The sequence below is a fragment of the Bacteroides sp. GM023 genome (assembly GCF_014750685.1).
GTDB lineage: Bacteria > Bacteroidota > Bacteroidia > Bacteroidales > Bacteroidaceae > Bacteroides.
In genome coordinates, this window is sequence record NZ_JAAXGE010000006.1 from 132,109 (window position 1) to 154,865 (window position 22,757).

At 45.8% G+C, this 22,757-nt stretch carries 17 protein-coding genes; 14 read left to right on the top strand and 3 right to left on the bottom strand.

Features of this window, described 5'->3' with window-relative positions:
* Nucleotides 1–40 precede the first annotated feature (40 nt).
* The 14 genes from dxs to HC965_RS14315 all read left to right on the top strand — a co-directional run bounded on the left by dxs (nucleotide 41) and on the right by HC965_RS14315 (nucleotide 15,385).
* On the top strand, nucleotides 41–1,945 hold the full coding sequence (gene dxs / locus HC965_RS14250; RefSeq protein WP_191032092.1) for a 1-deoxy-D-xylulose-5-phosphate synthase: 1,905 nt from the start codon (nucleotides 41–43) through the stop codon (nucleotides 1,943–1,945).
* Nucleotide 1,946: 1 nt separating this feature from the next.
* On the top strand, nucleotides 1,947–3,287 hold the full coding sequence (trkA, locus tag HC965_RS14255) for a Trk system potassium transporter TrkA (protein ID WP_167962435.1): 1,341 nt from the start codon (nucleotides 1,947–1,949) through the stop codon (nucleotides 3,285–3,287).
* A gap of 23 nt (nucleotides 3,288–3,310) precedes the next feature.
* On the top strand, nucleotides 3,311–4,762 hold the full coding sequence (locus HC965_RS14260; protein WP_191032093.1) for a TrkH family potassium uptake protein: 1,452 nt from the start codon (nucleotides 3,311–3,313) through the stop codon (nucleotides 4,760–4,762).
* 110 nt (nucleotides 4,763–4,872) lie between these two features.
* Entirely contained in the window at nucleotides 4,873–5,250 is a 378-nt protein-coding gene (locus tag HC965_RS14265; RefSeq protein ID WP_191032094.1) for a hypothetical protein, read from the top strand.
* Nucleotides 5,251–5,366: 116 nt separating this feature from the next.
* Complete coding sequence (locus HC965_RS14270) at nucleotides 5,367–5,717, top strand: NADH-quinone oxidoreductase subunit A (RefSeq protein WP_191032095.1); 351 nt, start codon at nucleotides 5,367–5,369, stop codon at nucleotides 5,715–5,717.
* A complete protein-coding gene (locus HC965_RS14275; RefSeq protein WP_191032096.1) occupies nucleotides 5,708–6,310 on the top strand; it encodes an NADH-quinone oxidoreductase subunit B in 603 nt (200 codons plus the stop codon). The genes HC965_RS14270 and HC965_RS14275 overlap by 10 nt, the downstream gene beginning before the upstream one ends.
* Nucleotides 6,311–6,337: 27 nt before the next feature.
* Entirely contained in the window at nucleotides 6,338–7,930 is a 1,593-nt protein-coding gene (locus HC965_RS14280) for an NADH-quinone oxidoreductase subunit D (protein WP_191032097.1), read from the top strand.
* A gap of 26 nt (nucleotides 7,931–7,956) precedes the next feature.
* Nucleotides 7,957–9,033: an NADH-quinone oxidoreductase subunit NuoH gene (gene nuoH / locus HC965_RS14285; RefSeq protein ID WP_191032098.1), complete on the top strand. Its 1,077-nt coding sequence runs from the start codon at nucleotides 7,957–7,959 to the stop codon at nucleotides 9,031–9,033.
* A 12-nt stretch (nucleotides 9,034–9,045) separates the two neighbouring features.
* The gene (locus tag HC965_RS14290; RefSeq protein ID WP_191032099.1) at nucleotides 9,046–9,534 is read left to right on the top strand and encodes a 4Fe-4S binding protein; all 489 of its coding nucleotides are present in this window, start codon (nucleotides 9,046–9,048) and stop codon (nucleotides 9,532–9,534) included.
* A gap of 2 nt (nucleotides 9,535–9,536) precedes the next feature.
* Nucleotides 9,537–10,049 carry an NADH-quinone oxidoreductase subunit J gene (locus tag HC965_RS14295; RefSeq protein ID WP_024986401.1) on the top strand — a complete coding sequence of 171 codons (513 nt, stop codon included), beginning with the start codon at nucleotides 9,537–9,539 and terminating at the stop codon, nucleotides 10,047–10,049.
* Nucleotides 10,050–10,085: 36 nt separating this feature from the next.
* A complete protein-coding gene (gene nuoK, locus HC965_RS14300; protein ID WP_007764713.1) occupies nucleotides 10,086–10,394 on the top strand; it encodes an NADH-quinone oxidoreductase subunit NuoK in 309 nt (102 codons plus the stop codon).
* Nucleotides 10,395–10,495: 101 nt separating this feature from the next.
* The gene (gene nuoL, locus HC965_RS14305; protein WP_191032100.1) at nucleotides 10,496–12,385 is read left to right on the top strand and encodes an NADH-quinone oxidoreductase subunit L; all 1,890 of its coding nucleotides are present in this window, start codon (nucleotides 10,496–10,498) and stop codon (nucleotides 12,383–12,385) included.
* A 38-nt stretch (nucleotides 12,386–12,423) separates the two neighbouring features.
* Nucleotides 12,424–13,908, top strand: a complete 1,485-nt coding sequence (locus HC965_RS14310; protein ID WP_191032101.1) for a NuoM family protein — start codon at nucleotides 12,424–12,426, stop codon at nucleotides 13,906–13,908.
* A gap of 37 nt (nucleotides 13,909–13,945) precedes the next feature.
* Nucleotides 13,946–15,385, top strand: coding sequence for an NADH-quinone oxidoreductase subunit N (locus HC965_RS14315; protein WP_191032102.1), 1,440 nt, complete (start codon nucleotides 13,946–13,948; stop codon nucleotides 15,383–15,385).
* A gap of 112 nt (nucleotides 15,386–15,497) precedes the next feature.
* On the opposite strand, the gene HC965_RS14320 is transcribed toward HC965_RS14315, so the two are convergent.
* The 3 genes from HC965_RS14320 to HC965_RS14330 form a co-directional block, all read right to left on the bottom strand.
* Nucleotides 15,498–18,308, bottom strand: a complete 2,811-nt coding sequence (locus HC965_RS14320) for an ATP-binding protein (RefSeq protein ID WP_191032103.1) — start codon at nucleotides 18,306–18,308, stop codon at nucleotides 15,498–15,500.
* 189 nt (nucleotides 18,309–18,497) lie between these two features.
* Nucleotides 18,498–19,706: a hypothetical protein gene (locus HC965_RS14325; RefSeq protein ID WP_191032104.1), complete on the bottom strand. Its 1,209-nt coding sequence runs from the start codon at nucleotides 19,704–19,706 to the stop codon at nucleotides 18,498–18,500.
* 43 nt (nucleotides 19,707–19,749) lie between these two features.
* Nucleotides 19,750–22,461 (bottom strand): TonB-dependent receptor, encoded by a 2,712-nt coding sequence (locus tag HC965_RS14330; RefSeq protein ID WP_191032105.1) that lies wholly within the window; start codon nucleotides 22,459–22,461, stop codon nucleotides 19,750–19,752.
* Between the last annotated feature and the right edge of the window lie 296 nt (nucleotides 22,462–22,757).

Genomic DNA, 22,757 nt, shown 5'->3' on the forward strand with positions numbered 1-22,757 from the left:
TACTTTCTTTTCGTACTTTTGCACTAAATTTCCTAGAATCATGAATAGTGAACCGATATATAACTTGCTAAACTCCATTAATTACCCCGAAGACCTACGAAAGCTAAGCGTAGAACAACTGCCGGAAGTATGCGATGAACTAAGGCAAGACATTATTAAAGAACTCTGCTGCAACCCGGGGCATTTTGCCGCCAGTCTTGGGACAGTGGAACTGACTGTAGCCCTGCACTACATCTACAATACGCCTTATGACCGTATTGTATGGGATGTGGGACATCAGGCTTACGGCCATAAAATTCTGACAGGACGTCGTGAAGCTTTTTCTACCAACCGGAAGTTTGGTGGAATCCGCCCTTTCCCATCACCGGAAGAGAGCGAATATGATACTTTCACGTGCGGACACGCTTCAAACTCTATCTCCGCCGCTCTCGGTATGGCCGTTGCCGCCGCGCAAAAAGGAGATTCCAAACGCCATGTGGTAGCCATCATCGGTGATGGTTCTATGAGTGGCGGACTGGCTTTCGAAGGACTGAATAACGCATCCGTCACTCCGAACAACCTGCTTATTATCCTGAATGATAACGATATGGCCATCGACCGCAGTGTCGGCGGCATGAAGCAGTATCTTTTCAATCTGACGACTTCCAACCGTTACAACCAGCTACGTTTCAGAATGTCACGCGTGCTGTTCAAGCTCGGTATCCTGAACGAGGACCGCCGCAAGGCACTGATACGTTTCGGCAACAGTCTGAAGTCAATGGCTGCACAGCAACAGAATATTTTCGAGGGGATGAATATCCGTTATTTCGGTCCGATAGACGGGCACGATATAAGGAATCTCGCCCGGGTATTGCATGATATTAAAGATTTGCAGGGACCCAAAATCCTGCATTTGCACACTATAAAAGGAAAAGGATTCGCTCCGGCGGAAGAACATGCCACCGAATGGCATGCTCCGGGGAAGTTCGACCCCGTCACCGGTGAGCGTTTTATTGCCAACACGGAAGGAATGCCACCTCTTTTTCAGGATGTATTCGGAAATACATTGGTAGAGTTGGCTGAAGCCAATCCGAAGATTGTCGGTGTGACTCCTGCCATGCCCAGTGGCTGTTCGATGAATATACTGATGGAGAAAATGCCGAAACGGGCATTTGATGTCGGTATTGCCGAGGGGCATGCCGTTACTTTCTCCGGCGGTATGGCAAAGGACGGGTTGATACCGTTCTGCAATATTTATTCTTCTTTCTTGCAGCGGGCGCATGATAATATTATCCATGACGTAGCGATACAGAATCTTCCTGTGGTATTGTGTCTCGACCGTGCCGGACTGGTTGGCGAGGATGGCCCTACACATCACGGAGCTTTCGATATGGCTTGCCTGCGTCCGATACCCAATCTGACTATTTCTTCGCCAATGGACGAACACGAGTTACGTCGATTGATGTACACGGCACAGTTGCCGGATAAGGGTCCGTTCGTTATCCGTTATCCGAGGGGACGTGGAGTTCTGGTGGACTGGGAATGTCCGCTGGAAGAGATTCCGGTAGGGAAAGGAAGGAAGTTGAAGGATGGCGAAGACCTTGCGGTGATTACAATCGGCCCGATAGGAAATACGGCTGCCCGTGCCATTGCCAAGGCGGAAGCCGAGCTTGGCAAATCCATCGGCCATTACGATTTGCGTTTCCTGAAACCGCTGGATGAAGAGTTGCTGCACGAAGTAGCCCGCAAATTCGAGCGTATCCTTACCATTGAAGATGGTATCATCAGAGGGGGTATGGGTAGCGCTGTCCTTGAATTTATGGCGGACAATGAATACAAGCCGACCGTGAAGCGTATCGGCATCCCCAATATATTTGTGGAACATGGTTCGGTGAATGAGCTTTATCATGTCTGCGGCATGGACGAGGAAGGTATTCTGACTAAAATAAAAGAATTTATCAATTGACATGAAGATTATTATTGCCGGTGCCGGCAACGTAGGCACCCATTTGGCCAAACTGTTATCGCGCGAAAAGCAAGATATTATCCTGATGGATGATGACGAAGATAAACTGAGTGCCCTTAGCGCTAACTTCGACTTGCTGACAGTGACCGCCTCTCCTTCTTCTATCTCCGGTTTAAAAGAGGTAGGTGTCAAAGAAGCCGACTTGTTTATCGCAGTCACCCCGGACGAAAGCCGTAACATGACCGCCTGTATGCTGGCTACCAACCTCGGAGCTAAAAAGACGGTGGCACGTATCGACAACTACGAATATCTTCTGCCCAAGAATAAAGAGTTCTTCCAAAAGTTGGGAGTGGACTCACTGATTTATCCGGAAATGTTGGCTGCCAAAGAAATCGTATCTTCCATGCGCATGAGTTGGGTACGCCAATGGTGGGAATTCTGCGGCGGCGCTCTCGTACTGATTGGTACGAAGATGCGCGAAAAAGCAGAGATTCTGAATATCCCTCTTTATGAACTGGGTGCACCGGATATCCCTTATCACGTAGTAGCCATCAAACGCGGTACGGAAACGATTATCCCGCGTGGAGACGATGTGATTAAATTGCATGATATTGTTTACTTCACTACCACCCGTAAATATATTCCTTATATACGTAAGATTGCCGGCAAGGAAGATTATGCCGACGTGCGCAACGTGATGATTATGGGCGGAAGCCGCATCGCCGTCCGTACCGCACAATACGTGCCTGACTATATGCAGGTGAAAATCGTAGATAACGACATCAACCGCTGTAACCGCTTGACAGAATTATTGGATGACAAAACAATGATTATCAACGGTGACGGCCGCGACATGGACCTTCTTATCGAAGAAGGACTGAAGAATACCGAAGCCTTCGTTGCCCTGACCGGAAATTCCGAAACGAATATCCTGGCTTGTCTTGCCGCCAAACGCATGGGCGTGGAAAAGACAGTGGCGGAAGTGGAGAATATAGACTATATCGGCATGGCAGAAAGTCTTGACATCGGTACCGTTATCAATAAGAAGATGATTGCCGCCAGCCATATTTATCAAATGATGCTGGACGCTGACGTTTCCAATGTGAAATGTCTTACATTTGCCAATGCGGATGTTGCAGAGTTTACTGTGCCTGCCGGAGCAAAAATAACCAAACATCTAATCAAAGACCTGGGACTCCCGAAAGGAACTACCATCGGTGGTATGATTCGCAACGGAGAAGGAATACTGGTTACCGGTGATACGCTGATTCAGCCGGGCGACCATGTAGTGGTATTCTGCTTGAGTATGATGATTAAGAAAATCGAGAAATTCTTTAATTAGGTATTAAGTATCAGGTATTATTTATGATTAATTCAAAGATGATATTCCGGATTTTGGGCTTTCTGCTGCTCATAGAAACAGTTATGTTGCTATGTTGTAGCGTTGTCTCTCTTTTCTACAAAGAGGATGATTTGCAAAGCTTCCTGATTTCATCAGCTATCACAGCCAGTATCGGTTTTATATTGCTCGCCATCGGCAAAGGTGCGGTGAAATCACTTAACCGCCGTGACGGATATGTCATTGTCAGTGCAGCATGGGTTACGTTCTCCCTCTTCGGAATGTTACCTTATTATATAGGAGGATATATCCCAAGTGTCACCGACGCATTCTTTGAAACCATGTCCGGTTTCAGCAGTACGGGTGCCACTATCCTGAATAATATCGAATCAATGCCCCACGGAATACTCTTTTGGCGTGCCATGACACAATGGATAGGCGGTTTGGGTATTGTATTCTTTACCATTGCCGTTCTGCCTATCTTCGGTGTAGGCGGTATCCAGGTATTTGCCGCAGAAGCCAGTGGCCCTACTCACGACAAAGTACACCCCCGTATTGGCATTACCGCCAAATGGATTTGGGGAATCTATGCCGGCATGACGGGAACATTGATTGTACTGTTAGTATTCGGTGGTATGGGAATATTCGACAGTATATGCCACGCCTTCACAACGACCAGTACCGGCGGCTTCTCTACCAAACAGGCTAGTATTGAGTATTACCACTCTCCTTATATAGATTATGTTATCTCTATCTTCATGTTTCTGTCAGGTATCAACTTCACGCTGCTGCTGTTAATGTTTAATGGTAAGATAAAGAAGTTTATCCACGACGCGGAACTGAAGTTTTATTTTATTTGTGTTTCCTTCTTCACGATATTTATTGCTGCCTGGCTCCACCTGACTTCTACGATGGGTGTGGAAGAAGCATTCCGCAAATCACTCTTCCAAGTGATTTCATTGCAGACTTCCACGGGATTTGCCACAGCCGACTATATGCTTTGGCCTTCCATTCTTTGGGGCTGCCTTCTCATTGTAATGATTATCGGAGCTTGTGCAGGCAGTACAACAGGTGGTATCAAGTGTATCCGCATGGTTATCCTGTTCAAAGTAGTAAAAAATGAATTCAAACATATCCTGCATCCTAATGCCATACTTCCAGTACGGGTAAACAAGCAGGTTATCTCCCCTTCCATCCAATCGACAGTACTGGCCTTCACCTTTTTGTATACGGTCATTGCCCTTATCAGCATACTTGTCATGATGGGTCTTGGAGTCGGTTTCCTGGAATCAGTGGGGACAGTTATCTCAAGTATGGGTAATATGGGACCGGGACTTGGTACCTGCGGCCCTGCTTTTTCATGGAGTGAGTTACCCGACGCTGCCAAATGGCTGCTTTCTTTCTTGATGCTTTTAGGACGTTTGGAATTATTTACAGTGCTATTGCTCTTTACTTCTGACTTTTGGAAGAAAAACTAAGTAAAGAGTTGATATAAATCAAGTCGAGTGCTAAAAAACCTTTTTTGCCACCCGGACTTTGCAAAAAGTATAAATATAAGTCCTATATTTGCAGCCGTTAAAAGAGAAAGATGAAACAAAGCTTAAAATTCGGACTACTTTTAGTACTGACTTTGCTTATTCATTGTGCCACAGATGGAACAATGGAAAATATTTGCAAAGTTTCCTTGCCGACTTATCGGCAAGAGAAGTGCTATGTATCCCAGGACCATCCGGTACACAATGCTTTGGAACGTCTTTATAACTTCTATTCTACCCAATCCTGCGACATGAGTCATACGGAAGTTGCACATGTTCCGGCAGATAAGAGTATGCTATTGCTGATAGCTTATTTCTGCGAACATTACAAACTTCAAAGTCCGCCCGATTCTGCGTCGCCCCGAACTCCTACTTATTTCTACGATCCTATCTCCTATTATATATATGGGTTAAGAAAGATTGTGGTTTAGACAACAGTACAGTCGACTTTTTTGCTCGTCATTTATATTACAGTTGGTTTTCCCCCAGAGGGTGGATAAGCTAGTTGTTGATTTCTATAATATTCAATCTAAACAGCTATTGAATTATGAATTTTACATTTTTAGTTGTTGTTTTACTGACAGCACTTGCTTTTGTCGGTGTAGTGATAGCCCTTTCGCGTGCTATTTCACCCCGTTCGTACAATGTGCAAAAGTTTGAAGCTTACGAATGTGGTATCCCGACACGTGGTAAATCATGGATGCAGTTCCGTGTAGGTTACTACCTGTTTGCTATCCTGTTCCTGATGTTCGACGTTGAGACAGCTTTTCTGTTTCCGTGGGCGGTGGTCATGCGTGAAATGGGGCCGCAGGGACTTATCAGTGTTCTCTTCTTCTTTATTATTCTAGTTCTGGGCCTTGCTTATGCCTGGAGGAAAGGAGCTTTGGAATGGAAATAACCAAAAAGCCAAAAATAAAATCAATTCCGTATGAGGAGTTCATCGACAATGAATCATTGGAAAAGTTGGTCAGGGAACTCAATGCCGGAGGGGCAAACGTCGCTCTCGGAGTTCTCGATGACTTTATCAACTGGGGACGCAGCAATTCGCTGTGGCCGCTTACTTTCGCTACCAGTTGTTGCGGTATCGAATTTATGGCACTGGGTGCCGCGCGTTATGACATGGCCCGCTTTGGGTTTGAAGTAGCCCGTGCCAGTCCGCGCCAGGCCGATATGATTATGGTATGCGGAACAATCACTAACAAAATGGCTCCGGTATTGAAGCGGCTTTACGACCAAATGCCCGACCCGAAATATGTGGTTGCCGTAGGTGGATGCGCTGTCAGCGGTGGTCCTTTCAAGAAGTCCTACCACGTAGTGAACGGAGTGGACAAGATTCTTCCGGTAGATGTGTATATTCCCGGATGTCCGCCGCGTCCCGAGGCTTTCTATTATGGCATGATGCAGTTACAACGCAAAGTGAAGATAGAGAAGTTCTTTGGTGGAGTGAACAGAAAAGAGAAGAAACCGGATTATATAAAAGATGAAGAATGATTCTACATTCTTAATTAATAAGGATTTATGCAAGAAATACAATTTATAGCCCCTGCAGCATTACACGACGAGATGCTGCGCTTGCGAAATGAAAAGCAGATGGACTTTCTCGAAAGCCTCACCGGTATGGACTGGGGAGTGGCGGATGAGAAAGACGCTCCGGAGAAACTCCGCGGTTTAGGCGTAGTCTATCATCTGGAATCTACTATCACGGGCGAACGGATAGCACTGAAAACTGCGACAATCAACCGTGACCTGCCGGAAATACCGTCTGTCAGCGATATATGGAAGATAGCTGACTTCTACGAACGCGAAGTTTTCGATTATTATGGTATCACCTTTATCGGTCATCCCGATATGCGTCGTCTGTATTTGCGTAACGACTGGATAGGTTATCCGATGCGCAAAGACAACGACCCAGAGAAAGATAATCCGCTCTGCATGACCAATGAGGAAACATTCGATACAACTCAGGAAATTGAGTTGAACCCGGACGGAACAATCAAAAACAAAGAAACCAAACTCTTCGGAGAAGAAGAATATGTAGTCAATATCGGTCCGCAACACCCTGCAACTCACGGTGTAATGCGTTTCCGTGTTTCTCTTGAAGGTGAAATCATCCGTAAGATTGATGCGAACTGTGGATATATCCACCGTGGTATCGAGAAAATGAATGAAAGTCTTACCTATCCGCAGACACTGGCTCTGACAGACCGTCTTGATTATTTGGGTGCACATCAGAACCGTCATGCATTATGTATGTGTATCGAGAAGGCGATGGGTATCGAAGTCAGCGAACGCGTGCAGTATATCCGTACGATTATGGATGAATTGCAACGTATCGACTCTCACTTGTTGTTTTTCTCTGCTCTTGCCATGGACTTGGGGGCATTGACGGCTTTCTTCTACGGATTCCGTGACCGTGAGAAGATTCTCGATATTTTCGAAGAAACATGCGGTGGACGTTTGATTATGAACTACAACACGATTGGCGGCGTACAGGCTGACCTTCATCCTAACTTCGTCAAACGGGTAAAAGAGTTCATTCCGTATATGAGAGGAATTATCCACGAATATCACGATATATTTACAGGCAACGTCATTGCTCAAAGTCGTATGAAAGGTGTGGGTGTGCTAAGTCGTGAAGATGCCATCTCTTTCGGCTGTACCGGTGGTACAGGCCGTGCTTCGGGTTGGGCTTGCGACGTGCGCAAGCGAATCCCTTATGGTGTATATGACAAAGTGGATTTCAAAGAAATCGTTTATACGGAAGGTGACTGCTTTGCCCGTTACCTCGTGCGTATGGATGAAATCATGGAAAGTATGAACATCATTGAGCAATTAATAGACAATATCCCCGAAGGGCCGTATCAGGAGAAGATGAAGCCCATCATCCGTGTTCCCGAAGGCAGTTATTATGCTGCTGTGGAAGGAAGCCGTGGTGAGTTCGGTGTTTTCCTCGAAAGCCAGGGTGACAAGATGCCTTATCGTCTGCACTACCGCGCTACGGGATTGCCGCTTGTTGCCGCAGTCGACACCATCTGCCGCGGAGCGAAGATTGCCGACTTGATTGCTATCGGCGGAACACTGGACTATGTGGTTCCTGATATTGACAGATAAGTATTAATTATTAGGTCTTAAAATATATGTTCGACTTTAGTATAGTAACAAACTGGATACATGAGCTACTCCTCTCCGTTATGCCGGAAGGATTGGCCATCTTTATAGAATGTGTGGCTGTCGGCGTGTGCATCGTTGCATTGTATGCCATCCTCGCCATCATCTTAATCTACATGGAACGTAAGGTTTGCGGTTTCTTCCAGTGCCGTCTCGGCCCGAACCGTGTTGGTAAATGGGGTTCTATCCAAGTGGTATGCGACGTGCTCAAAATGATGACCAAGGAAATCTTCATGCCGAAAGGCGCTGACCGTTTCCTCTACAACCTGGCTCCGTTCATGGTGATTATCGCCTCGTTCCTCACGTTCGCTTGTATTCCTTTTAATAAGGGAGCGGCGATTTTGGATTTCAATGTAGGTGTATTCTTCCTACTGGCAGCTTCCAGCATCGGAGTGGTTGGTATTTTGCTTGCCGGTTGGGGTAGTAACAATAAGTTTTCTCTGATTGGTGCCATGCGAAGTGGTGCGCAGATTATCAGTTATGAGCTTTCTGTCGGTATGAGCATCATGACGATGGTGGTACTGATGGGAACCATGCAGTTCTCTGAAATCGTGGAAGGACAAGCCAATGGCTGGTTTATCTTCAAGGGACATATCCCTGCCGTGATTGCCTTCATCATCTACCTGATTGCCGGAAACGCTGAATGTAACCGTGGCCCGTTCGACCTTCCCGAAGCGGAAAGTGAGCTGACTGCCGGATACCACACCGAATATTCCGGTATGGGTTTCGGTTTCTTCTACCTGGCAGAATATCTGAACTTGTTTATCGTAGCGAGTGTTGCCGCTACTATCTTCCTGGGAGGATGGATGCCGCTGCACATCGTTGGCTTGGATGGATTCAATGCCGTAATGGATTATATCCCCGGCTTCATCTGGTTCTTCGGTAAAGCATTCTTTGTGGTATTCCTGCTGATGTGGATTAAATGGACTTTCCCACGCCTGCGTATCGACCAGATTCTGAACTTGGAATGGAAATACCTGGTTCCTATTTCTATGGTAAATCTATTATTAATGGCATGTTGCGTAGCCTTCGGCTTCCATTTTTGATAAATAAGGATTATGGAATATAAAGATAAAGAATATACATATTTAGGTGGGTTGGTTCATGCCATCAGCACCTTGGCGACGGGGATGAAAACCAGCATTAAGGTTTACTTCCGCAAGAAAGTGACCGAGCAATATCCCGAGAACCGGAAAGAACTGAAAATGTTCGACCGATTCCGCGGAACGCTGAATATGCCCCACAATGAGAATAATGAACATCGCTGCGTAGCCTGCGGATTGTGTCAGATAGCTTGTCCGAACGACACAATCACAGTGACCAGCGAAACTATCGAAACAGAAGACGGCAAGAAGAAGAAAATCCTGGCGACCTACGAATATGACTTGGGCGCCTGTATGTTCTGCCAGCTTTGTGTGAATGCTTGTCCGCACGATGCGATTACGTTCGACCAAAACTTCGAACATGCCGTATTCGACAGAACGAAGCTCGTCCTGAAACTGAATCACGACGGTAGTAAAGTAATAGAAAAGAAAAAAGAAGTTTAGATATGGGATCAACACTTGAAACAGTAGTATTCTACTTTTTGGCAGCATTTATTATTGCTATGTCCATCATGACGGTGACTACCCAACGCATTGTCCGCTCGGCTACCTACCTGCTCTTCGTGCTTTTCGGCACGGCCGGCATCTATTTCTTGCTGGGTTATACCTTTTTGGGTTCTGTCCAAATCATGGTTTACGCCGGTGGTATCGTCGTGCTTTATGTATTCTCCATCCTGCTGACCAGTGGAGAGGGCGACCGAGCCGAGAAACTAAAACGAAGCAGGTTCCTGGCAGGACTCTTTACGATGGTTGCCGGCTTGGCAATTATCCTGTTTATCACGCTGAAACATAACTTTATGCAGACAGCCAATCTTGCCCCGCAGGAGATAAACATCCATGCCATCGGACACGCCTTGCTTAGTAGTGACAAATACGGCTATGTATTACCTTTCGAAGCTGTCAGTATCTTATTGCTGGCTTGTATCATCGGTGGTATCATGATTGCCCGAAAGAGATAAGAACGAAAGTATTAACTATCAAACATTGAATTGAATATGATACACATGGAATATTACCTGGTAGTCTCTACCATCATGATGTTTGCAGGAATCTATGGATTCTTTACCCGCCGTAACACGCTGGCTATCCTGATTTCCGTAGAGTTAATGCTGAACGCCACGGACATCAACTTCGCCGTGTTCAACCGTTTTCTCTTCCCGGGAGGAATGGAAGGCTATTTCTTTGCCCTGTTTTCCATCGCCATCTCGGCTGCGGAAACTGCCATAGCCATCGCCATCATGATTAATATCTACCGTAATCTCCGAAGCATCCAGGTACGCAACCTCGACGACCTCAAATGGTAAAAGCGAGGCGGTGGCAAGGTGCCACTTCCAGGTTTCCATTCGGATGGACGGATTTATGATAAGTATAAGTAATAATAATATAAGTAATTAAAATAAACTGTATGGAACTAACAATTCTAATACTCCTTCTTCCTTTCTTCTCCTTCCTTATACTGGGAATAGGAGGAAAATGGATGTCGCATCGGACGGCGGGTATCATCGGTACTTTGGTGCTGGGAACAGTAGCGATGCTGTCCTATGTGACTGCTTTCCAATATTTCTCCGCCCCGCGGCTGGAAGACGGAACATTTGCCACACTGATACCTTATAATTTCACGTGGCTTCCTTTTACAGAGACATTACACTTCGACTTGGGCATCCTGCTCGACCCTATATCTGTGATGATGTTGATTGTCATCTCCACCGTGTCACTGATGGTACATATCTACTCCTTCGGCTACATGAAAGGCGAGACTGGTTTTCAACGTTATTATGCTTTCCTTTCCCTGTTTACAATGTCTATGCTGGGACTGGTAGTAGCTACAAATATCTTCCAGATGTATCTCTTCTGGGAGTTGGTGGGTGTAAGTTCTTATTTATTAATCGGATTCTACTATACAAAACCTGCGGCAGTATCCGCTTCCAAGAAAGCATTTATTGTCACTCGTTTTGCTGACTTAGGTTTCCTTATCGGTATCCTGATTTATGGATATTATGGCGGAACGTTCGGTTTCACTCCCGATACGGTATCACTGGTCAGCGGTGGAGCTGCCATGCTTCCATTAGCTCTCGGATTAATGTTCGTGGGTGGTGCCGGTAAGAGTGCGATGTTCCCGTTACACATTTGGTTGCCCGATGCAATGGAAGGTCCTACTCCGGTCAGTGCATTGATTCATGCGGCTACGATGGTAGTTGCCGGAGTTTATTTAGTGGCACGTATGTTCCCGCTTTTCATCGCTTATGCTCCGAATACATTGCATATGGTTGCTTGGGTAGGTGCATTTACGGCTTTCTATGCAGCAAGCGTAGCTTGTGTGCAATCGGACATCAAGCGTGTACTCGCTTTCTCCACTATTTCGCAGATTGGTTTTATGATGGTAGCTTTGGGCGTTTGTACTTCAATGAATCCACACGAAGGGGGATTGGGATATATGGCATCTATGTTCCACCTTTTCACACACGCCATGTTTAAAGCATTGCTCTTCCTGGGTGCAGGTAGCATTATCCATGCAGTACACTCCAATGAAATGTCGGCTATGGGCGGATTACGCAAATATATGCCTATCACTCACTGGACATTCCTGATTGCCTGTCTTGCCATTGCGGGTATTCCCCCATTCTCCGGTTTCTTCTCGAAAGATGAGATTTTGGCAGCTTGCTTCCAATACAGTCCTGTAATGGGTTGGGTGATGACGGTAATTGCTGCTATGACTGCTTTCTATATGTTCCGTCTTTATTATGGTATCTTTTGGGGCAAGGAAAACAAAGAGTTGCATGCACATCATACACCTCATGAGAGTCCGTTAGCTATGACTTTCCCGTTGATGTTCCTGGCAGCCGTTACTTGTGGAGCCGGATTTATTCCTTTCGGGCACTTTATCAGTTCGAATGGTGAATCTTATTCCATTCATCTCGACCCGTCAGTAGCTATCACAAGCGTTGTTATTGCCATTATTTCTATTGCGATCGCGACCTGGATGTATAAGAATGCCAAACAGCCTGTTGCCGATTCACTGGCTAAACAGTTCAAGGGATTGCACAAGGCTGCTTATAATCGTTTCTATATTGATGATATATACCAGTTCATTACGCATAAGATTATCTTCCGCTGCATCTCCACCCCTATCGCCTGGTGGGACCGTCATGTAGTAGATGGATTCTTCAACTTCCTGGCATGGGCTACCAATACTACAAGCGACGAAATCCGTGGTTTGCAGAGCGGTCAGGTACAGCAATATGCGTATGTGTTCCTCTGCGGTGCGTTGGCGCTTATCTTGCTGCTGATTCTCTAAATAGTAAATAGTAAATCTTTAAATAGTAAATAATAAAGATGAATTTCTTATCAATATTCGTACTTATCCCCTTATTGATGCTGGCCGGACTTTGGGCAGCACGAGGAATCAAAGCCATCCGGGGGGTTATGGTTACTGGCGCATCGGCACTTCTGATTGCCTCTGTCGTACTTACATTCATGTATTTGGGAGAGCGTAGTGCCGGCAACACAGCAGAAATGCTATTCCGTGCAGATACCCTTTGGTATGCACCTCTTCATATCTCATACTCGGTAGGCGTCGACGGAATCTCGGTAGCCATGCTATTACTGTCCGCCATCATCGTATTCACCGGAACATTTGCTTCCTGGCGTTTGCAACCGCTGACTAAAGAATATTTCCTTTGGTTCACCCTGTTGTCGATGGGAGTATTCGGGTTCTTTATCTCCGTGGACTTATTCACCATGTTTATGTTCTACGAAATAGCGCTGATACCTATGTACCTGCTGATCGGCGTATGGGGTTCGGGACGCAAAGAATATGCAGCCATGAAACTGACGCTAATGCTGATGGGCGGTTCCGCCTTTCTGCTGATCGGTATCCTCGGAATCTATTTCGGTTCGGGAGCTACCACCATGAACTTGCTTGAAATCGCGCAACTGCACAATATACCTTTTGCACAACAATGTATTTGGTTCCCGCTGACTTTCCTCGGCTTTGGTGTGTTGGGTGCTCTTTTCCCGTTCCATACCTGGAGTCCCGACGGTCACGCTTCCGCCCCGACAGCCGTATCCATGCTTCATGCCGGAGTATTGATGAAACTAGGTGGTTACGGATGTTTCCGTATCGCCATGTACCTGATGCCGGAAGCAGCTAACGAACTTTCCTGGATATTCCTGATACTGACAGGTATCTCTGTTGTCTACGGAGCTTTCTCCGCTTGCGTACAGACAGACTTGAAATACATCAACGCCTATTCTTCTGTATCCCACTGCGGACTGGTTCTTTTCGCTATCCTGATGCTCAATCAGACAGCAGCGACGGGAGCTATCCTTCAGATGCTTTCACACGGATTGATGACAGCCTTGTTCTTTGCCCTAATTGGTATGATTTACGGACGTACTCACACCCGTGACGTTCGCGAGCTTGCCGGTCTGATGAAAGTGATGCCATTCCTCAGCGTATGTTATGTCATTGCCGGTCTTGCCAACCTCGGTCTGCCGGGATTAAGCGGTTTCATTGCCGAGATGACTATCTTCGTCGGTTCTTTCCAGAACAACGATGTATTCCACCGTACACTGACCATCATCGCCTGCTCTTCGATTGTGATAACAGCAGTCTATATCCTGCGCCTGGTAGGTAAGATTCTATACGGAACCTGCACCAACAAGCACCACCTCACACTGACTGATGCAACCTGGGACGAACGTGTAGCTGTCATCTGCCTCATCGTTTGTGTAGCCGGACTGGGTATGGCTCCCTTCTGGGTCAGCCACATGATTGGTGAAAGTGTATTGCCGGTTGTCTCACAACTGATACCCTAAATAGTAAATTGTAAATCGTTAAATAGTAAATTACAATATGGATTATTCACAATTTCTACATATGCGAGAAGAGCTGTCGCTCGTAGTTGTTCTGCTGCTACTGTTCTTAGCTGACCTCTTCATGAGCCCGGATGCACACAAAAATGACGGGAAAGCACGACTGAACACAATGTTGCCCGTCATTCTAATGGCAATTCATACGGCTATCAACCTGGTTCCGGGCACTGCCTGCGACATATTCGGAGGTATGTACCACTATGTACCCATGCACACGGTTGTTAAATCAATCCTGAATGTAGGTACGTTGATTGTCTTCCTGATGGCACACGAATGGATGAAACGCGAAGATACTTCTTTCAAACAAGGAGAATTTTATGTACTTACACTCTCTACCCTGTTTGGTATGTATCTCATGATTTCCGCCGGACACTTCCTGATGTTCTTCATCGGACTGGAAACGGCATCTATCCCGATGGCTACCTTGATCGCCTTTGACAAATACCGCCACAACTCTGCTGAAGCAGGAGCTAAGTACATTCTTACCGCCCTCTTCTCCAGCGCACTGTTACTGTTCGGTCTGTCTATGATCTACGGCTCTGCCGGAACACTGTATTTCGAAGACCTCCCCGCCCATATCGACGGAAATCCGTTGCAGATTATGGCATTCGTATTCTTCTTCACGGGAATGGCATTCAAGTTGTCACTCGTTCCATTCCACCTATGGACGGCAGACGTTTACGAAGGCGCTCCGAGTGCAGTCACCGCTTATCTGAGCGTTGTGTCCAAAGGTTCGGCAGCTTTCGTTCTGATGGCTATCCTTATCAAAGTATTCGCGCCGATGATAAACGACTGGCAAGAAGTACTTTACTGGGTAACAATCGCGTCTATTACCATTGCCAATATATTCGCTATCCGCCAGCAGAACCTGAAACGCCTGATGGCCTTCTCCAGTATCTCACAAGCCGGATATATCATGCTCGGCGTGATTGGCGGTACGGCACAGGGAATGACAGCATTAGTATATTATATACTTGTATATGCGGCAGCCAATCTCGGAGTATTTGCCGTAATTACCATTGTAGCGCTACGCAGCCAGAAGTTCACACTCGAAGATTATGCAGGACTTTATAAGACGAATCCAAAACTTGCTTTCCTGATGACAATATCCTTGTTCTCACTGGCAGGTATCCCGCCGTTTGCCGGATTCTTCTCCAAGTTTTTTATCTTTATGGCTGCTTTCGATGCAGGTTTCCATCTGCTGGTATTCATTGCGTTGGTAAACACAGTGATTTCGCTGTACTACTATCTGCTGATTGTAAAAGCAATGTATATCACTCCTTCCGATAACCCGATTCCCGCTTTCCGCAGCGACCGCTGCACAAAATGGGGACTCGCACTTTGTACGCTGGGTATCATCGGACTGGGTATCGCAAGTATTGTATATCAGTCTATCGACAAATTATCATTCGGAATCTAAGCAGATACATCTGAAAGGTAGACACCTCTCAATAAAAAAAATGGTCTTGATTAACGTCGGTATAAACCGGCAATGAATCAAGACCATTTTTATTTTTATATATCCTCGTGCCTTACACAAGCGCTTCTTCCATCACAATCACACCGGGAATTGTAAACCAGAACCGGGAGCCTTTTCCCACTTCAGAGTCCACACCGATTTGTCCACCCAATTGTTCCACGATACTTTGGCAGATGGAAAGTCCCAATCCCGTGCCATGCACAAAAGAGTTGAGTTTCACAAAACGTTCAAAGATATGCGGCAATTGCTCTTTCTCTATTCCTATACCCGTGTCCTGAACATAAAATTCCAGTTCTTCCCCTTTCAGTCTATATCCCACACGGATACTTCCTTCGGAAGTGAACTTAATCGCATTATTGACAAAATTGGAAATGACCTGATGGATACGGTTACGGTCACTGATAATATGGCAAACCGGAAGATGCGGGTCGAGTACCAACTGCACATTCTCCTTCATCATCTTCATCTGCATGGAACGGACAATGTCTTCACACAACAGATTCACATCCACATCGCTATTCGTAAACTCGAACGTACCCGCTTCTATCTTGGACAAGTCGAGTATATCCGAAATCAACTGGAGCAACAAATCATTATTCTCCCGCACGATTTTAATATATTCCTGCCGTTCCTCTATATCCTCGGTTTCCACCAGCAAGTCGGAAAAGCCGACAATCGCATTCAGCGGAGTACGAATCTCATGGCTCATGTTGGCAAGGAAAGCACTTTTCAGACGGTCCATCATTTCCGCTTTATCGCGTGCCTGAATCAGTTCGGCTTCAGTCTCCTTCAGTTCCGTAATATCATAATTGATACCGATAATCTCTATTTCGTTGTTCTCCGGCTCATAAGCAGTAACCATCACATTGCTGCTTACCCACTTCCACTCATTCTTCGTGCCGGGACGGAGAATACGCATTTCCCCCTGGAAATGTCGCCTTTTCCCTTGTCTGACTCCGTCATAAAAGTCCAGCATACGCTGACGGTCATCAGGATGCATTTTGCCATACACTCCCACAACCTCGCTCAAAGGAATATCCTCTTCCTCTCCCAAGTTCTTATACCACTGCTTAATGGCATATCCTTTCCGGCTCAGAAGATTCAATTTGGCATAACCCACCTTCGCATAATCGGAAATCATCAGGAAGAAATTCTCAAAATCACGGATACGATTGATAGCGTCGAGACGTTCCGTATTATCAATGCTAATCAGGATATACCCGTTGAAGTTGCCTTCTTTATCATATAGTTTGGTGACCTTTGAGTACAGGTCAATAATATTGGCACGGTTCGTATGATAATACTTGCCCACATGTTCGAAACAATAATTGATACGGAAGTCGACCAAGTCCTCATTATGTACCCGGTCACGTATCTCCTGCGGAACATTCGGATTCTCAAAGAAATTGACTCCAATCACCTCCGATTTGTCAGCAACGCCAAATATCTCCAGGTCTTTATTATTCAAATCGAGCAAATAACCGTCCTTATCGTATATTTCTACTCCGGCCGGGATATTGGCAAAGATATTCTTAAAGAGTTTTTCACTGCGGTCTAATGCCATATTCGCCTTTACCGTTTCAGTAGAATCAAGGAAGAGCCCAATCACTTCATCCTCTTCCGGAGAATAAAGAATCCAGTGAGTATAAAGCCCCGTTCGGGGAAAGTATTCATCCTTTTCCAAGTATGAATGACTATTCAGAACATCCAGTAAGAAATCCAGTTTCTGGTCGTAATCAGTATGCAATTCAGAAGCCGGATGACCGATATATTGTTCAAGAGGATGACCGAAGAATCTGCTGCTGGCATTGTTGGCATCCGTCAACCGGTAATCATAAGGCTGTTGATTTTCATCACGAAGAATCGACAGACGTACATACCCCATCGGCATATAACTGAAAAGATTATTCATAAAGGCCTGCTCACGGATTACCTTATCCTTCGCTTTTCGCAGTTCGATGCAAATACTGATAATATTGGCCAGCGAAGAAAACCACTGGTAATCCTCATTGCTCCATTCATGGTAAGATTCCACCAAGTCTACACCCATATAGCCCCAAACGTGGTCGCCTGCCATCAAAGGAGTCACCATCAACGACTTGATTCCTTGTGCTGCAAGAATATCATATTCCTCCCCAGTCCCCTCGGGCAGCTGCTTCAACGAATCCAAGATGATAGGTTTGCCGGATAATATCTGCTGGCTCCACCATTTCGACTGATAAGTAGGAATATTCTGCAAACTCTCTTTTTCTTCTGATACTCCTTCAGAAGTAGCTTCATAGGTACAACTATGATGAGTACAAGTTTCATCATACTCAAAAATATAAACGCGTCCATTGCCGCGATACAGATTTAATATATCTTTCAGGATTTCCGTTATGCAGGACTCCACTTCCTCATCCCGCAGAAAACGGAGTAAAGACTGGGAAATATAGTTTTGGCGACGAAGCAGATTGTTTACACGTGTCAGTGCGTTCCTTTGCTCCACATCTTTGGGAGCCTCCACCCGCTGAATGATTCCAAAAGACTTGTCTCCGCCTCCACTTCCCGTACCTTTCTCACGAAAAGCCAGACGGGTGTGAAGCCAAACTTCACCATACTTGGAAGTAATAATAGGAAATGTCTGTTCATAAAAGTCCTTATGAATGGAAGAATTTGCCCAAAACTCCTGCGCAATTTGCTCCCGATAATCCTCACGTATCAAATTGAGAAAATCCAAAGAAGAAATGGTATCGCCTTCTAATCCCAAGAGGTCACAAAGATAATCCGAACATAGGTAGTATCCTGCTGTTATATCCGCTTCCCACCATCCGATTTGAGCCAGGGAAGACATTTTACGATATCGCTCGTAGTCTGTTTGCATATTTTTATCAGTGTACAATGTATAGGTCGACAAATATACTAAAAAGGAAAACACTGATACCATAAAGACATAAATATTACCTATAAAAAAGAACATAAAAGAATAAAAACAGAACATGAGGGAATCTACTTAGCGTAAATCCCCTCATAAATTTGAGCAAAATAACAAACCTCTAATCTATGCTCTATATCAGAAAGCTGATAAGCTATATCCTGTCCAGGAGAACAAAGAGGCATCCGCACCTGTATTTCCTGCCGCTTCTTCGAATATGTTCAGCGTACCGTTCAGCTTAGTTCTGAATTGCAATGAGTTGGTGATGCTGATACTGGAATTCGCATCTCCTACGCCTTTGCTGTCGTTCATATCAATCAGGTCGATTGTACCGCCATTGCCTTTGACCAATGCATTTTTGATAGTTGCTTTTGCACCGCGACGAATCTTAATCACGTCCTGCATACGGTCTACATTGTCCGTGGTATTGGCAGCGTTGTTCACAATCGTCATATTCTCGACTATAAAGTTAGACTGACGCAAGTGGTCGGGATAAAGACCGTCCAGGTTACCGTCGGCTTCGATGCCGCGAGGGTCTGCTTCCGTACTGGTGTAACCGCTTTCCCATACCCCATAGCAGTTCTTCAATGTACCTGAATATCCTTGTGTGAAGTCGAACATATCATCATCCGGGTTTACAGCCAGCAGATTGGTTACATTCACTGTTCCGCCGAAGAATTCGATAGCGTCGTCGGCACTTTCGAGCACGTAGATGTTTTCAATCTTTGTGCCGTTACCTACGCCGTTCAGTGTCAATCCGTTGTGTTCGATGTCTGCGGTAGAGCGGGCACCGGCATAGCAGATTTGTACGTAAGTCAATGAACCGGAATTGTCATTGTCTACACTTCCGCCGTATTTATAGTTGTTGTCTATTTCAGTCAGACCCGTATCGCTCTTGTCCGCACTCGCACCGGAGATAGGAGCTTTACCGTTGATAATGATTCCACCCCAGTAGCCGGATTTAGGACTTGTGGTATTGGCAGTAAAGACGACAGGTTTTTCAGCCGTTCCGTCGGCATAAAGCTTACCGCCTTGTGCCACCAGGAGATAGCTGCTGAAACCTTCGCGGGCTTTAATCGTAGTTCCGGCAGGGATATTCAGGCGACCGCCGTTTTCTATGATTACAGTCCCGTTCAGGATATATTCTTTAGATTCCAAGGTCTGTTCTCCGGTCAGTGTTCCCGACAGGATATTCTCCCCTACTACGATAGAACTACCTGTTCCGTTACCGTTTCCACCATTTCCATTTTCACCACCGTTGCCATCACTATCACTACTACATGCAGTCAGTGTAAGCGCAGTTGCCATTGCGGCACATGTCATAAAGTTCACAAACAATCTTTTCATTTTGCTTTCATAATTAGTTAATAATCTTATTTCTTTACCCGGTTCAGAATGTGCACGACACTCCCAGGCTTATATTTATTCCTTTTTTGTAGTCGCCCAGCGTTACTTTCTCTCCGCTCTCGTTGGCTTTGCGGCTCAACTTATACGAAGGATTCAGCAGGTTGCGGGCTTTCAGGTTGAGCGAGAGGAATTTGTTCAGTTTGGCTTGGGATACAAAGTCGAGGGTTACGATGCCCTGCTCCATGATGTCCTGATAGCCTTGCGTACCTATCGTATAGATTTTATCGCTCACGTAGTTGAGCACCAATGTGTTGATAAAGCTGCGTTCGCCTTTCGTGAACGTATGGGAGAGGTCGAAGTTAGCAATCCAGGGGGCGGCTCCTTCCAGTTGTGAACCGGTAGTCACCGTGGCCAAAGGCATTTTCGCATTCGTATAGATATAAGAGCCGTTCAGTCCGAAGGAAAGTTTATTCATGCCGTTCGCAGCATTGCTCAACGGGCGGACAAACAGATTCTTACGTATTTCCACTTCCACTCCGGCTACGGTTGCTTCGTCCGCTATATTCTCATAAGAGAGGTATCCGCCGGCGCTTGCCACTTCGATACGTGAAATTGGGTTCTTGATAAGTTTATAGAAAGCGGTCAGCGAAATCAATTCGGTCGGACTGGGGTTGAAGTCCCATTTCAAGTCGAGGTTGTAGTTATCCGAAGGTTTCAGATTGGGGTTACCCTGACTATTGAAGTTCACGCCGACATAGCGATAGGGAGAGATTTCCTTTGCCTGTGGCAGCGTATAAGTCTTGCTTGCTCCTAAACGCAGGGAGTGTTTATCGTTCAGATTGTATTTGAGATTCAAGCTGGGCAGGAAGTAGTCTTTCTGAATCTTGTTGCTTCCTTTAGAACCGCCCCGGTTTACATTATAGTCTACTTCCATGTCTACCTTGTCATATTTCATTCCCAGATTTACAATCCAGCGGGGATTTAATTGGTAGGTAGCTTCCGCATAGGCGGAATGGATATTCTTCGTTACTGTATATTCATCCAAGTTCTTCTGTATCTCGAACCAATCCGAAGAAAGATTCTCCTGATTGTAATAATCGTCGAGCGAGAAGTCGTCTAAAGAAGGGAAACTAGAAACGTGTCCTACGGTGAGGTTGTATTCCGTTGCTTTGAAGTTATCGTCTACGAACCGGCCTGTATAGCCAAGACGGATATTCGAGATTTCTTCTACATTATCTTTCAACCGGTAGACAAGTCCGGCTCTTACATTCAGGTCGTTTTCATCCAAAGCGGAGAAATATCGTTGTTGGGAGTTACCTCTGAGCAAGGTGTATCCGTTTTCTGCTTTTGTCAGGTTGTTGATGCGACGATCGGGTTCGTAGCCTTTCACTATATTATAGGAAGCGCCGGCATCCAGGCTGATTGATTTAGTCAGTCCCCAGTTGGTCATTAGCTGATTGACAATCAGCATATTGTCATTCGTTTGTTGGCGGCGGGTGAATCCCAGGTTCTCGTAGTCGTCACTGAAGATGGAGTTCTTACCGTTGTAGTCGCCTACCGACTGGGTATTGGCGTGTATCATCATAAAGTTATAGCTGACATGATGGCGGTTCTGCATATCGTAGTCCACATTGGCAAGTGCCAGTTGGCTGATATTCTCCGTTGATTTCTTTCCATTCATATCTTTGTAGATGGTGCCGCCGGTGGTCGTATTGCGTATGATTTCGTCGGTGTACTGATAATCCGTCGTATGTCCGGCAGTCAGGAAGAAAGAAAGCGGGTTCTTGTCCTTGCCCACATAGAAGCGTTTTCCACCGGAGATGCTGTAACTTCTGTTGATTTGAAGATGCTGCTCGGAAGGGTTCAGCTTGTTCTTGAAGCCCCATGAGGTTTCGTCGGCAGGTTCGGTGCGGTCGGCAAAACCCATGAAGTTGACCCCGTCCATTTTAAGGAAGTCGGATGATACGGTCTGCGTATTCAGTCCGCCGGAAAGACCGAAGCCGAAGTTTCCGCTGCCTATCAGTTCTTTGGATACGATGTCGATGGTCGCTCCGCCGACATCACTGCTGCCGCCTGCGCTGAATGCTTTATTCACGCCTACGGACTGGATAATATCCGTGCCGAAAAAGTCGAGGGAGATGTTCTTGTATTCCGGGTCTTCGGAAGGGAGTGCGAAACCGTTGAAGGTAGTCGCGTTGTAGCGGTCGCCCAGTCCACGGACAAAGACGTTCTTCACGCCGTCCTGTTTGGATACTCCGGAGACTTTTGTCACAGCACCTTCCGCGTCCGAGACACCTTTGCGGGAAAGTTCCTTGACACTGACGGATTGTACGGCAATGACCGCCTTCTGCTGCTCAAGCAAGAGCATATTTTCGTTCTCGCGGTTCTTCTTCGCTACGACTACTACGTCTGCCAGTTCTTGCGCGTCGGTTTCCAGTTCCAGGTTCAGCATCACCAGTTTCCCGTTTTCTACACGGACTTTGCGGCGTACTTCTTTATATCCTATATATTTGATTTCAACATCATAGATTCCTTCCAAAAGTCCGCGGTCGTTCAGTTCGAAATTACCGTCCATATCGGTCACTGCACCGGTTTGAGTTCCTATCAGTCGTATGGTAGCTCCTATCAGAGGCTCCTTGGACAGCTTGTCTTTCACAGCTCCTTTAATCTTGATATTGGCAGCCAATGCGGGAAGCACACACAACAGGCAAAAGAAGGCTGCCACTGTAAATCGGATTAGAAATAGTTTTTTCATCTAACTTTGCTATACGTTTTAATTACGTCGGCAAAGGTAGAGGACGGGGATTACAATGTTAAGACGAAGGAAATACAATCGATTGAAAGAATGGTTGCATTCTTGTTACGGACCAAAGCTTTATTTGTCCCATTCGGTTCCTTATTTGTTCCATTTAGTTTCAAGCCTTGGAACTATTTGTTTCATGCCTTGAAACAAAGTGTTTCACTACGGGAAACAAAGTGTTTCTCGGTGCGAAACAAAGTGTTTCAACGGTTGAAACAAACGTTGAAACTACAGGAACGGCAGGAAGCCCT